Source organism: Lysinibacillus sp. FSL K6-0057 (assembly GCF_038630885.1).
Taxonomy (GTDB): Bacteria; Bacillota; Bacilli; order Bacillales_A; family Planococcaceae; genus Lysinibacillus; species Lysinibacillus fusiformis_F.
This window is the reverse complement of record NZ_CP152047.1, coordinates 3,249,251-3,262,126: the sequence shown is the minus strand read 5'-3', so window position 1 is coordinate 3,262,126 and position 12,876 is coordinate 3,249,251. Positions and strand designations below refer to the sequence as shown.

Below are 12,876 nucleotides of genomic sequence, written 5' to 3'. Positions count from 1 at the left end.
TCTGAATTTTAGTGTAATTTTGGTGGGTAACCGCTGTTAACAATCGTCATGATGACGAACCATCCGAATACAGCAGCACTTAATAAGTTGAAAACAACGCTTAATAGGTTCTTTTCTTTAATTGCTTGGAATGTACCAACTACAGCTAAAATCGCTACTAGACCAAAAATAACCATTAATAAGTTCATTAAAAATAGACACTCCTTTCGACATCAGAAAATGAATGTCGCAAACAATATTCCTCCTTAATTGTAAACGTTCTACTTGTTTTTGTCGAGAACTAAAATAGCGCAAACTATGAACATTTATCGTCAAATTGTGGCAAAGCCTGTATAATAGGAAGTTGAGGTGATAACTATGATGAACGTACGAAGTTATTCTCTTGGTCCCGTCCAAACGAATTGCTATATCGTATCGAATAAAGAAAAAGAATGTATCGTATTTGATCCAGGTGAGGAAGCGGAGCGTCTAATTAAAACAATCCGTAGCAACGGCTTAAAACCTCTTGCTATCTTTTTAACACATGCCCATTTTGATCATATAGGGGCAGTGGATGCTGTGCGTGAGGTATTTGACGTTCCTGTATGGATTCATGAAAAGGAAGTTAGTTGGCTAGCCGATCCAACGAAGAACGGCTCTAGTAAATATGCTGCATTACCAGATTATCGGGTAGCTGCACCAGCACAAGACACAATCATCAAAGAAGAACAGCAATTTGAAATGAGTAATTTTGTTTTTCAAGCTGTTTTTACACCAGGGCATTCGCCTGGTAGTATATCCTATATCTTTGAAAAGGATGGTTTTGCCATCGTAGGAGATACATTATTTGAACAAGGTGTAGGACGTACAGATCTATTGGGTGGATCAACCAAAATATTATTGGAATCTATCCATAATAAGCTGTTGACACTACCTGAGGATACTATTATCTATCCTGGCCACGGTAATTATACAACTGTAGGTGCAGAAATGGAGACAAATCCTTTTTTAAATGGATTTTAAAAAAATGGCGAATTAGCTAAAATTATCACTTAGCACATAAAAAAGCGTATCTCACCAATCGTGAGATACGCGATTTTCTTTGTATTAATGACCGCCACCAGGTACGTGAATGAATGTTGTATAGTACGTGAAGCCAGCGAAGAATACAGTTAAATATGCTCCGAAAATGTACATGTACATACGTTCTGAAAGGTTTAAGAAGCCTAATAATAAGAATAAACCTGTATTACCTAAGAATAATAGCGATACCTCGTTCATACCTCCAAGGTAGAACATAACGGCAAAAATACCTGTCCAGAATGCCATAACTTTATACATATTATCCATGAAATTTCCCCTCCTTTTGCCCACGACACAATAATCTCTTACTCATTATAAATGATATGAAAGGTGTCTGTAAACTGGAACTTCTCCATGTTTGTGACAAACAAATGGATTTTTAATCTAGCGATCGATTTCTGTCACGTTTATTTCATATTTACATAAATCGCAATTATGTATCATACTTTCCATTTGCACAAATTCATTGTTCGTAAACAGTGCATCTAATTGTCCTTTTAAATAGGATTCATGTAATGAACAAACAATTTCAGAATGGGCAGTCAGTTGCTCCTGGAATGGACAATTGAAAATGGAGAAGATCACTTTTTTTCCATGCTCAGTTTGTTGAATTTGTGGAATATAGCCAATTAAAGCGGCATTGTCCGTTAATAGCTGAAGTTTTTCATCGAAGGAAAGAGAATTACTTAATGTCAAATCAGCATTCATATAATTTTTCATTTGCTGGTAGCCATCTTGGTAGCTAATTTCCTGGCACTTTGTTAATGCAGATGGACCAAAGTCTTCAATTAATTGAATTGTCCATTTTAATAAACGATCTTCATCACGTCTTGGAAATGTAAGTGAAACGCCTTTCTCTGAAGCTTTATAAACACGTCCAGGTCTGCCACCTTTACCTGTTTTTACATAGTCAGCTGTAATAATGTTTATTTCTGAAAGCTTCGTTAAATGAAGTCGAGCAACGTTAGGATGGATACCGAATTTATCAGCAATATGTTGTACAGTAACTGTTTTTTTCTCTTGCAATATGTACTCATAAATAGAGTATCTTGTTTCATCGGCTAGTGTACTAGTAATTTTTAATGGATGGATCATGAGCTTCACCTCTTTAATTTAATATAAAAATTATGTTCGTCTACCAAGTGTTAGGAAAATAATCATGTTGATACTATTATATTGTATTATTGAAAAAGATACAGTTCATTTCGGCATAAATATTAAGTTTTTCATGTATTTATATTCTTTTTTAGTGGAAAATTGCACTTTATCCACATTTTTATAGCAAAAAACATTATTGGCAGAAAATTATCTTGCAAATTTTTATTTTCGGAAAAGGGCTTTTCTCGTGGCAAGTTCCTCCTTATACTAGGAAATAACGAATAGAGCGGTCTTATTCGAATGAACTAAAAGAGAGGTGCATATATGCAGAGTTTTGAAACAGTTGTAGAACAAAGATGTGAGCAACTTTTACTAAAGGCCTATCATTTTGGAGCATCCGATTTATTGCTGGTTCCAGGAAACATAAAATATCGGATCTATTTTCGAAAATATGATAAACTTCTCCACGCTGGTGAGCTACCGAATGAACTTGCAGAAAGAATGATCTCTTATTATAAATTTCTTGCAGAATTAGATATCAGTGAGCGGCGTAAACCTCAAAGCGGCGCCTTTCAAAAAGCAATGGAGCAAAGTTCGTATTCGTTTCGAGTATCCACACTGCCTTCTGTATTTTTAAAAGAGAGCTTAATTATTCGTTTACTTCTCCAAAATCATGCATTTCCACTAACTTCCCTAAGCTTTTCCAAAAGCGCAGCTCACAAACTCATGGAGCTAGTACAAAACCGACAAGGTCTTCTATTTTTTACGGGAGCAACAGGCTCTGGCAAGTCTACTTCACTTTATTCCTTAATCCACTACTGTTCCACAGAATTGAATCGACATGTGATTTCTTTAGAAGATCCTGTAGAAAACAGCCAAGCAAATTTACTTCAAATTCAAGTAAACGAGCGAGCGGGTGTTACATATGCTGCAGGACTAAAAGCCATTTTACGCCATTCACCTGATGTCATCATGATTGGTGAAATTCGGGATAAAGAAACGGCAAATATTGCAATCCAAGCCTCCCTAACAGGGCATTTAGTTGTCTCGACTATTCATGCAAAAGACGCCATTAATTGTCTTTATCGTTTAATGGATTTAGGCGTGTCGATAGAGGAGCTTCGCCAAACGGTTATCGGTATTGTTGCCCAAATGCTTGTTCAGACGGCAGCTTTACATGATGAACGTCGTGCAGTCTTTGAAATTTTACATGATGATCATCTAACAAGAGCCATCACTGCCATCAAGGATAAGGGCAATTACAAACTTCCTTATGATTTAACATTAATGGGGCAAAAAGAATTAGCGGAGAGCCTTTATGCAGTTACAAACATACATCGATAAATTGCTTCTTTTTTACAAGAGGGCTACGAAATGGCGAGTAAAGGAGCAAGCTCAGTTTTTCCATCGATTATGTGTGTTGATGCAGGAAGGATATTTATTTCCACAAGCTATTTCCATGCTTCTACCTCATCATATCGAGGCACATGAAGACATACAGCAGCAAATTGATGAAAGACTCAGACAAGGAGTAGGAGTTGCAGGGATACTTGAAATATTACAACTGGGGAAACATTATTTAATGGCGATTAAGGTGGCAGAAAATAATGGCCATATGATAGAGGCGTTTAAAGGTGTGGCGAAGCAGTTAACAGTAGGTGAAAAGACTAAGAAAAAGCTAATCAAGCTGCTGATCTATCCTGTCACACTGATTATCTTTTTACTATTGTTATTTTTTGTGTTTCGTACATTTTTTTTACCGAATATTGAAAGAATGGTCGTCAGTCGTACCTCTGAAGCAGAGGAGACAAGTATTGCATTATCCAATATGTTATTACATGTTCCAGATATAGTCATTTCGACCATGTTCATAGTAATAGGCAGCTTATTCATTTTTCGATTCTATCTCAAACGACAAGCTGTTGCTCATCAACTAACAATTTTATTAAAGATCCCCATTATGCAACGCTATTTTAGGCTAACATTGACAAGACAATTTGCTGCTTATTTGGGCAGTTTACTACAAAGTGGATTTTCATTACAAGCAAGCCTTCAACTATTAGAAGAACAACAACTCCAACCATATCTCCAAATTCTTTCACAGCGTATAAAAGAAAGAGTCATCTTTGGCGAATCACTGACACAGTCGGTAACGATGATGGCAGTTTTTCAAAAAGATTTTCCAATGTTCGTTGAGCATGGTGAACACAGCGGTTATTTAGGAAAAGAATTAGTATTGTATAGCGAATTATTAATGGAAAAGCAGGAACAGCTTTTGCAAAAAATATTAGCTTTTGTGCAGCCTAGTTTCTTTATCCTGATTGCTGTTTGTATAGTAGCAGCTTATATCAGTTTATTATTACCCATCTATCACATGATTGAATTAGTTTAGGAGGAAGATAATGAAACGTATTAACCAACAAGCTGGTTTCACTTTAATCGAGATGCTAATTGTCTTGTTAATTATATCCATTCTAATTTTAATTACGATCCCAAATGTAACAAAGCATTTCGCCACAATAGATAAGAAAGGCTGTACGGCTTATATTAGCATGGTACAAGGTCAAGTAGAGGCTTATCGTGTAGATTATATGGCGTATCCTACCTTAGATGATTTAGTGGCAAAAGGCTATTTAAAAGAAAATGAAACAACATGTCCCAATAAAGAAGAAATAGTGATTACAAATGAGGGAGAGGTACGTCCAGCTAATGTCAATTTGGAAACAGGTTCTGAGAGCTAATGAATAATGATAAAAATGGTGGTTTTACGATTCTTGAAATGCTGGTCGTCTTATTTCTTGTTATGAGTTTAACTGCGATTGTTGGCAAATTTTCATTCAAAATAGCAGAAGCCAAGGAAGTAGAACGATTTTTCACGCAATTGCAACTCGATATTCAATATATTCAAACCTATAGTATGAGCCAACGGCAATATATAGCCCTGAAAATGGAAAGTTCAACGAATCGTTATATTATTCAAAAAGATTTTTATACTACTTTATATGAACGTTCTTATCCGAAAGGGATTGAATTTTTGCCCGCAGAGAGTTCGATTTACACACTAATCTATAACTACAGCGGCAATGTGATGACAGCTGGTACCATGGCATTTAAAACACCACAGGGCAAGAAAAAAGTAATCATAACATTAGGACGAGGGAGAGCTAGGATTGAATGAGTCAGGCTATTCTTTTATAGAAACTATTTTAGGTGTGGGTATTTTGATGATACTTTGTACCTCGTTGATACCCATTTCCTATACGATGAAAACAAATCTTGCTAATAAAAAAATGGAGCTAATTGCAGCTGAAACAGCCTACGAAGGTTTAAAAAAATACCAGGCTATTCAGCAAACAGAGGGCTCTAGAACCATTGAACAAGTTGCTTATCACTGGATAGTTGATGGACAGCAAGTTTGTGTCCGTTTTCAAAATTTACATGAGCCTCGTCAAAAATGTATCCAAGCGACAGGTGAAGTTCATGAATGAGAAGGGCTATACATTACTAGAAGCTATGTTTCAATTAGTCGTTTTTGTGCTTATTTCTCATCTCTTTGTCCTTATGATGCTGTGGTTTGCTGAAATGAGATCCACTATGCTAACCGATGAACAAACCAAGTGGGAACTATTTGTTTCTGATTTAAATCTCTCTCTAAAAGATATTTCCATATTTTCTGTTCGTGAGGATCAAAAAAGAATGACTTTCCAAACAGCCACTACACTCCATCATATTGATTGCTACTCGAATATTATTCGTGAGCAGGTAAACGGTGGACATGTTCCTATGTTAATAGGAATCAATAAATGCCATTTTAACTATTCTGAAAATATGCTGACGGTAGCTGTCGAAATGACTAGCGGTATTCAAAAGGAGCGAACCTTTTATGTGCCAATTATTGAAAAATGACAGAGGGGCTATTTTTTTGGTCGCAATTGCATTATTATTTTTTGTAACTACTTTTGTTCTTGCGTATTGTATGTCTTATGAAATGCAGTATCGAACATATGATGGGATAGAAAAATTGAATGTTCAAGCTACGATAAATTTATTGGGACAAATTTTGTCAGACAGTGTAGAATCGTAGTTATAAGAAGGTGATTCGAATTGCGAAAAATATATTTTGTTGGCTTTATGGGTAGTGGAAAAAGTGCGTTAGGAAGACGTTTAAGCTATTTATTGAAGATGCCATATTATGATATGGATCATGAGATTGTGCGACAGCAGGGGATGACAATCCCACAAATTTTTGAAAAATACGGCGAGGCCCATTTTCGAGAAATAGAAACAGAATTTTTGAAAAATTTTAGGGACGAGGCTTGTATTATTTCGACTGGTGGTGGCGTTGCCATGAATGCTGAAAATCGAAAAATTATGAGACGTAGTGGATTGGTGTTTTTTTTAGATGCGTCGTTTGAGGATATTTATAAACGAGTTCAGCATGATCCAAATAGACCCATTGTACAGAGCTCCACAAAAGAGGAGCTAGAAAGTCTGTATCACTACAGAAGGAAATTTTACCGTGATGCAGGTCATATTCAGGTACTGACAGAAGGTAGAACGATTCGTCAAATTCTAGAGTATTTAGTATTTCAAGTGAAAAGGTTGAAAAACGAACGATGAAACGATTTCAATACATTAATGTTCGTCTTTTATTATCTTTTAAAAAATGATTGCCTTTTCAATGCATTTAATGTTAGGATATAGACAAATAAGTAACTAAATGTTCATTGAATACTAAATAGTACCAAGATTTATCTTGGGCGGATGATTGTGCGGGGAGAGAGCGTGTAGACGCCACCGAAGGAGCAAGTAGCAATGGGCTATGAATCTCTCAGGTAAAAGGACTCGTACAAGACGCAACTCTGGAGAGAGCTGTAGTATAACAATAACAGCCACCAAAGGGGAAAGCCGACTGATTGGCAATAGTAAAGCTTGCGAGCCAGTCTGGTGTAACTTTCAGGTGCAAGGACAGAGAATCCCGAAAAGGGGTTCGTCTGTCTTTTTTTATGTCTATAGCGTGTTTTATGCGGTTGACTGCATGCATTGGCTGTAGGAATACAAAAAGCAGACGAACTACTACAAGTAAAAATGTAACTAACAATAAGGGGGCAAAAAAGAATGGCGAATGAATTAAAACGTACACCTCTATTTGAAGAATACGCGAAATATGGTGCAAAAACGGTTGACTTCGGTGGATGGGAATTACCTGTTCAATTCTCTTCTATTAAAGAAGAACACGATGCAGTTCGTAATCGTGCAGGCTTATTTGATGTATCACATATGGGAGAGATTTTAGTAACTGGTCCCGATGCATTAGGATTTTTACAAAATCTTTTATCAAATGATGTCTCAAAAATTGTTGACGGCCAAGCGCAGTACACAGCAATGTGCTATGAAGATGGTGGCGTTGTTGATGATTTATTAACATATAAATTAGCTGACAATCACTATTTACTATGTGTCAATGCAGCCAACATCGAAAAAGACTTTGATTGGATGATGGAAAATCAACATCAGTATGATGTGACGATTGATAACCAATCTGATGCCTATGCACAAATTGCTCTTCAAGGACCATTAGCAGAAGAAGTTCTTCAATCCCTTACTTCGACTGATGTAAGTGCCATTAAATTTTTCCGCTTCCAAGAGAATGTTGAGGTTGCAGGTCATAAAGTATTAGTTTCTCGTAGTGGCTACACAGGTGAAGATGGCTTTGAATTATATGGCGCTCCAGAAGATATTAAAGCGCTTTGGGGTAAAATTTTAGATGCTGGTCAAGAAAAAGGTGTAGTTCCAGCTGGACTAGGTTGTCGCGATACACTTCGTTTTGAAGCAGGGCTACCATTATATGGTCAAGAGCTATCAGCAACAATTTCTCCACTAGAGGCTGGTATTGGCTTTGCTGTGAAATTAAGTAAAGAAGACTTTATTGGTCATGAAGCATTAGTAGCACAAAAAGAAAATGGACTACCACGCAAACTTGTAGGAATTGAAATGATCGATAAAGGCATCCCACGCCATGGCTACAAAGTGTTTAAAGATGGTCAAGAAATCGGTGAAGTGACAACGGGTACACAACTTCCTTCATCTAAACGTAACGTTGGTCACGCAATAATTGACAGTCAATTCACAACAATCGGAACTGAGCTAGAAATCGAAATTCGCGGTAAGCACTTAAAGGTAATAACAGTAGAAACACCGTTTTACAAGCGTTCAAAATAATAGTTGAAAAGAGGGACCTACATTTATGAAACATCGTTATTTACCTATGACGGAGCAAGATCAAAAAGAAATGTTAGACGTAATCGGTGTATCCTCAGTCGATGAATTATTCGAGGATATTCCTGAGAAAGTCCGTTTTAAAGGCCTTTATGATATTAAGGAAGCAAAATCAGAATCTGCTTTATTAAAAGAGTTAACGGCCCTTGCTGCAAAAAATAAGGACACAAATGCCAATGTATCATTTTTAGGCGCAGGCGTTTACAACCACTATAAACCAGTGATCGTAGACCATGTTATTTCTCGTTCAGAGTTTTATACAGCTTATACGCCATATCAACCAGAGATTTCACAAGGTGAGCTACAAGCGATCTTTGAATTCCAAACGATGATTGCCGAGCTAACAGGTATGGATCTTGCGAACTCTTCTATGTATGACGGAGGTACAGCATTAGCAGAGGCAGGTATGCTGGCAGCTGGTCATACGCGTCGTAAGAAAATTTTAGTGTCTGAAGCAGTGCACCCAGAATATCGCGATGTAGTTGCTACATATGCCTATGGTCAATCCATTGAGATCGTGACAATTCCACAAAAAGATGGTGTGACAGATGTGGAAGCATTAAAAGAGTTAATCGATGACAACACAGCAGCTGTTATTGCACAATATCCAAACTTCTTTGGTCAAGTGGAAGACATTCAAGTGATCGGGGATATTGCACATGCTGCAAAAAGCTTACTTGTTGTATCTTCTAATCCACTTGCATTAGGCATTTTAACGCCTCCTGGTAAGCTAGGTGCTGATATTTGTGTAGGTGATGCGCAAGTATTCGGTATCTCTGAAGCTTTCGGTGGCCCACACTGTGGTTTCTTTGCGGTGACAACGAAATTAATGCGTAAGGTGCCAGGACGTCTTGTTGGTGAAACAGTGGATGGTGAAGGCCGTCGTGGGTACGTATTAACACTGCAAGCACGTGAACAACATATCCGTCGTGATAAAGCCACTTCAAATATTTGCTCGAACCAAGCCCTTCTTGCACTTGCAGCTTCTGTAGCGATGACTGCTCTAGGAAAACAAGGTATTCGTGAAATGGCTACTCAAAATATTGCAAAAACACGTTATGCAAAAAATGCCTTTGAAGCAGCAGGCTTTACAGTCGCATTCCAAGGCGCACACTTTAACGAAATCGTTGTGAAAACGAATAAATGTGTGAAGGAAATCAATAAAGGTTTAATCGAAAAAGGTATTATCGGTGGATATCCTTTAGGTCAAAATTATGACTCTCTTAAAAATCATGTGCTAATCGCAGTGACTGAATTACGCACAAAAGAAGAAATTGATGCACTTGTTGCAGAAATGGGGGCTCTTCATGCATAACGAAAATCAAACACTCATTTTTGAAATTTCAAAAGAAGGTCGCGTTGGCTATAATTTAGAAGCACTAGATGTACCTGAGGTAGACCTAGCAGATTTATTACCTGCAAACTTAGTACGTACAGAGGCAGCAGAACTACCTGAAGTGTCTGAGCTTGATATTATGCGTCATTATACAGCACTTTCTCGTAGAAACCATGGAGTAGACTCTGGCTTCTATCCGCTTGGCTCTTGTACGATGAAATATAATCCGAAAATTAACGAAGCAGTTGCACGTCTTTCAGGTTTTGCCAATGTTCACCCATTACAGGATGAATCAACAGCACAAGGGGCAATGGAGCTTCTTTATGACCTTCAAACTTCTTTAGTAGAAATTACAGGGATGGATGAAGTGACATTACAACCTGCTGCAGGTGCTCATGGTGAATGGACAGCGTTAATGATGATTCGTGCATTCCATGAAGCAAATGGCGAAGGTCACCGTAACAAAGTCATCGTTCCTGACTCGGCTCACGGTACAAACCCAGCGTCAGCGACAGTAGCAGGCTTTGAAACAATCACTGTTAAATCGGATGAAAATGGCTTAGTTGATATCGAAGACCTTCGCAAAGTAGTAGGTTCTGATACAGCTGCGCTAATGTTAACTAACCCGAATACACTAGGCTTATTTGAAGAAAACATTATCGAAATGGCAGAGCTTATTCACTCTGTAGGCGGTAAAGTGTACTATGATGGTGCGAACCTCAATGCCGTTATGAGTAAAGCACGTCCTGGCGATATGGGCTTTGACTGTGTACATTTAAATCTGCACAAAACATTTACAGGTCCACATGGTGGCGGTGGTCCAGGTTCTGGTCCAGTAGGCGTAAAAGCAGATTTAATTCCATTCCTACCAAAACCAGTTCTAGTGAGAACAGAAGAAGGAACATACCACTTCGATTACGATCGTCCACAATCAATCGGACGCGTAAAACCTTACTATGGTAACTTTGGTATCAATGTTCGTGCTTATACGTACATTCGTACAATGGGGCCGGATGGTTTAAAAGCTGTTACAGAATATGCTGTATTAAACGCAAACTACATGATGCGTCGCTTAGAGCCATTCTACGAACTGCCATATAACCGTCACTGTAAACACGAATTTGTCTTATCAGGTCGTCGTCAGAAGAAACTGGGCGTTCGTACATTAGATATCGCAAAACGTCTGTTAGACTTTGGCTATCATCCACCAACAACATACTTCCCATTAAATGTGGAAGAGGCATTAATGATTGAGCCAACAGAAACAGAATCTAAAGAAACATTAGATGCATTCTGTGATGTGATGATTCAAATTGCCAAAGAAGCAGAAGAAAATCCATCAATCGTTCAAGAAGCACCGCATACAACAGTCGTATCTCGTCTAGACGAAACACGCGCTGCACGTACACCAGTGCTACGCTATCAAAAAGCATAATGAACAGAAGTAACCGTTCAATGAGTATGATTATACTTATTGAACGGTTTTTTTATGTGTTAGTGAAAGTAAATATGTTTTTGTAAGAAGATATTGAGGTATTACTATTGTAAGAACGTGGGTAAATTGAACGTATTTAATTTTATAGGATGTAAGGGTGAATTTACCAACCTAGTAAATTTCACACTTCCACTAACAGACTTCGTTGTATTATGTTTGACTTGGAAAGGAGAAGTGAGATCTTATGGTAGGTTCAAAGATGAGGGAGCGAGTATTTGCTACTTTATATGGTGGGGTTGTCGGAGATCTAATGGGCGTACCTGTTGAATTTAAGAAAAGAGGAACTTTCCATGTGCAAGATGTAATAGGATACGGTACGTACAATCAACCACCTGGCACTTGGTCTGATGATACTTCTTTAACACTTTGCTTAGTCAAAAACATCATTGAAAAAGGCAATACAACTCATTTAATGGATAAGTTTGTACGATACATGGAAGAAGGCTATCTCACACCATTTGGAGAAATGTTTGATATCGGCATCACAACTGCTGAAGCCGTTTCAAACTATAAAAAAGGTGTTTTGCCTGAGCATTGTGGAAAAACGGGCGAGTTTGATAATGGCAATGGGACGCTTATGAGGATAGCACCTTTAGTATCTGTGGTAATGAATGAGTTTGATTTTAGTAAAAGAAAAGCATTGATTCAACAATATACGGAGATTACACATGCCCACCCACGTTCAATCGTGGGGTCTATCATTTATATTGAGCTATTATTAAGCTTATATCGAAATAATTCGCTAGAAGCTGCCTTAGTTGAAATATTTTCATTGCTTGAAAATCATTTGCAGGACGAACTGAAAGCAGAATTAAACACATACGCAAGAATATTTCAAGACAACTTTTTTAGTATTCCTGAAGATGACATTCACTCAAGTGGCTATATTGTCCATTCTCTAGAAGCTGCCATATGGTGTGTTGGTAATGCACGAACGTTTAACGAAGCGATTCTAAAAGCTGTTAATTTAGGAGATGATACAGATACAATTGCCGCAATTACAGGTGCCATAGCGGGTATGAGTAGTTGGTTGAATGAGATTCCAGATGAATGGTTGAATCAAATTATTAAAAAACAGGAGATTGATGATTTAATTACGGCATTTTATGAATTTTGTACAGCACAGGTGTGAAAAAAATTTATTAGAAAGGACGGTGACGGAATGTTACCTATACATAATAGCTATACGACATATCCACCAGCAACAGATCACCAAATTTTAAACATAGAAAATAGGTTGAATTGTCAACTTCCGAGTGCATATAGACATGTATTAAAGGAAAGTAACGGTTTATCGTTTACGAATGGCGTGTTCATTTATGGTACAGAGGACATTTTAGAAAGAAATGAGACTTGGGAAGTGGCGGAATATGCAAAAGGCTATATTGCCATTGGTGATGATAGTGGGGGAATGGTCTTTTTAATGGCGATAAAGGCAGAGAATTATCGTGTTTTTGCAGTAGATGGTGGTGATATGAATCCGCAACATGCTACATTGGTTACTTCTGATTTATGCAAGTGGCTACAAGAAGGGTGTCAGTATTAGCAAGAGAGACAAATGAAAGCTTCTTCCTACTATAAGGAAGGAGCTTTTCATTTGTCTATT

Annotated in this window: 16 protein-coding genes and 1 riboswitch; of the genes, 13 read left to right on the top strand and 3 right to left on the bottom strand. The window is 37.6% G+C overall.

Going from position 1 to position 12,876, the window contains the following annotated elements:
• Nucleotides 1–8: 8 nt before the first annotated feature.
• Complete coding sequence (locus MHB40_RS16295) at nt 9–188, bottom strand: DUF2759 domain-containing protein (protein WP_205444344.1); 180 nt, start codon at nt 186–188, stop codon at nt 9–11.
• Nucleotides 189–357: 169 nt separating this feature from the next.
• Here MHB40_RS16295 and MHB40_RS16290 point away from each other — a divergent pair, with 169 nt between their 5' ends.
• Nucleotides 358–1,002, top strand: coding sequence for an MBL fold metallo-hydrolase (locus MHB40_RS16290; protein ID WP_205444343.1), 645 nt, complete (start codon nt 358–360; stop codon nt 1,000–1,002).
• 84 nt (nt 1,003–1,086) lie between these two features.
• Here the strand turns inward: MHB40_RS16290 and MHB40_RS16285 are convergent, their stop codons facing one another.
• Nucleotides 1,087–1,329: a DUF2626 family protein gene (locus MHB40_RS16285; RefSeq protein ID WP_004231035.1), complete on the bottom strand. Its 243-nt coding sequence runs from the start codon at nt 1,327–1,329 to the stop codon at nt 1,087–1,089.
• A 117-nt stretch (nt 1,330–1,446) separates the two neighbouring features.
• Entirely contained in the window at nt 1,447–2,157 is a 711-nt protein-coding gene (locus MHB40_RS16280) for a helix-turn-helix domain-containing protein (protein WP_342532954.1), read from the bottom strand.
• Between the two features lie 327 nt (nt 2,158–2,484).
• On the opposite strand from MHB40_RS16280, the gene comGA reads away from it, so the two are divergent.
• The 12 genes from comGA to MHB40_RS16220 all read left to right on the top strand — a co-directional run bounded on the left by comGA (nt 2,485) and on the right by MHB40_RS16220 (nt 12,816).
• Entirely contained in the window at nt 2,485–3,504 is a 1,020-nt protein-coding gene (comGA, locus tag MHB40_RS16275; protein WP_342532952.1) for a competence type IV pilus ATPase ComGA, read from the top strand.
• Nucleotides 3,479–4,552 carry a competence type IV pilus assembly protein ComGB gene (gene comGB / locus MHB40_RS16270; RefSeq protein ID WP_342532950.1) on the top strand — a complete coding sequence of 358 codons (1,074 nt, stop codon included), beginning with the start codon at nt 3,479–3,481 and terminating at the stop codon, nt 4,550–4,552. The genes comGA and comGB overlap by 26 nt, the downstream gene beginning before the upstream one ends.
• A gap of 10 nt (nt 4,553–4,562) precedes the next feature.
• Nucleotides 4,563–4,901, top strand: a complete 339-nt coding sequence (gene comGC, locus MHB40_RS16265) for a competence type IV pilus major pilin ComGC (RefSeq protein ID WP_342532949.1) — start codon at nt 4,563–4,565, stop codon at nt 4,899–4,901.
• A complete protein-coding gene (gene comGD, locus MHB40_RS16260; RefSeq protein WP_342532948.1) occupies nt 4,901–5,338 on the top strand; it encodes a competence type IV pilus minor pilin ComGD in 438 nt (145 codons plus the stop codon). Before comGC ends, comGD begins: the two co-directional genes overlap by 1 nt.
• On the top strand, nt 5,331–5,648 hold the full coding sequence (locus tag MHB40_RS16255; RefSeq protein ID WP_342532946.1) for a hypothetical protein: 318 nt from the start codon (nt 5,331–5,333) through the stop codon (nt 5,646–5,648). Before comGD ends, MHB40_RS16255 begins: the two co-directional genes overlap by 8 nt.
• Nucleotides 5,641–6,066: a competence type IV pilus minor pilin ComGF gene (gene comGF / locus MHB40_RS16250; protein ID WP_205444313.1), complete on the top strand. Its 426-nt coding sequence runs from the start codon at nt 5,641–5,643 to the stop codon at nt 6,064–6,066. Before MHB40_RS16255 ends, comGF begins: the two co-directional genes overlap by 8 nt.
• Nucleotides 6,067–6,264: 198 nt before the next feature.
• Complete coding sequence (locus MHB40_RS16245; protein ID WP_205444312.1) at nt 6,265–6,780, top strand: shikimate kinase; 516 nt, start codon at nt 6,265–6,267, stop codon at nt 6,778–6,780.
• Nucleotides 6,781–6,924: 144 nt separating this feature from the next.
• A riboswitch (glycine riboswitch) is annotated at nt 6,925–7,017 on the top strand.
• Between the two features lie 261 nt (nt 7,018–7,278).
• The gene (gcvT, locus tag MHB40_RS16240) at nt 7,279–8,382 is read left to right on the top strand and encodes a glycine cleavage system aminomethyltransferase GcvT (protein ID WP_342440958.1); all 1,104 of its coding nucleotides are present in this window, start codon (nt 7,279–7,281) and stop codon (nt 8,380–8,382) included.
• 25 nt (nt 8,383–8,407) lie between these two features.
• Nucleotides 8,408–9,754, top strand: coding sequence for an aminomethyl-transferring glycine dehydrogenase subunit GcvPA (gene gcvPA, locus MHB40_RS16235; protein WP_205444309.1), 1,347 nt, complete (start codon nt 8,408–8,410; stop codon nt 9,752–9,754).
• Entirely contained in the window at nt 9,747–11,210 is a 1,464-nt protein-coding gene (gcvPB, locus tag MHB40_RS16230; RefSeq protein ID WP_342440956.1) for an aminomethyl-transferring glycine dehydrogenase subunit GcvPB, read from the top strand. Before gcvPA ends, gcvPB begins: the two co-directional genes overlap by 8 nt.
• A 244-nt stretch (nt 11,211–11,454) precedes the next feature.
• Nucleotides 11,455–12,402 carry an ADP-ribosylglycohydrolase family protein gene (locus MHB40_RS16225; RefSeq protein ID WP_342532944.1) on the top strand — a complete coding sequence of 316 codons (948 nt, stop codon included), beginning with the start codon at nt 11,455–11,457 and terminating at the stop codon, nt 12,400–12,402.
• 30 nt (nt 12,403–12,432) lie between these two features.
• Complete coding sequence (locus tag MHB40_RS16220; protein ID WP_342532943.1) at nt 12,433–12,816, top strand: SMI1/KNR4 family protein; 384 nt, start codon at nt 12,433–12,435, stop codon at nt 12,814–12,816.
• Nucleotides 12,817–12,876 lie beyond the last annotated feature (60 nt).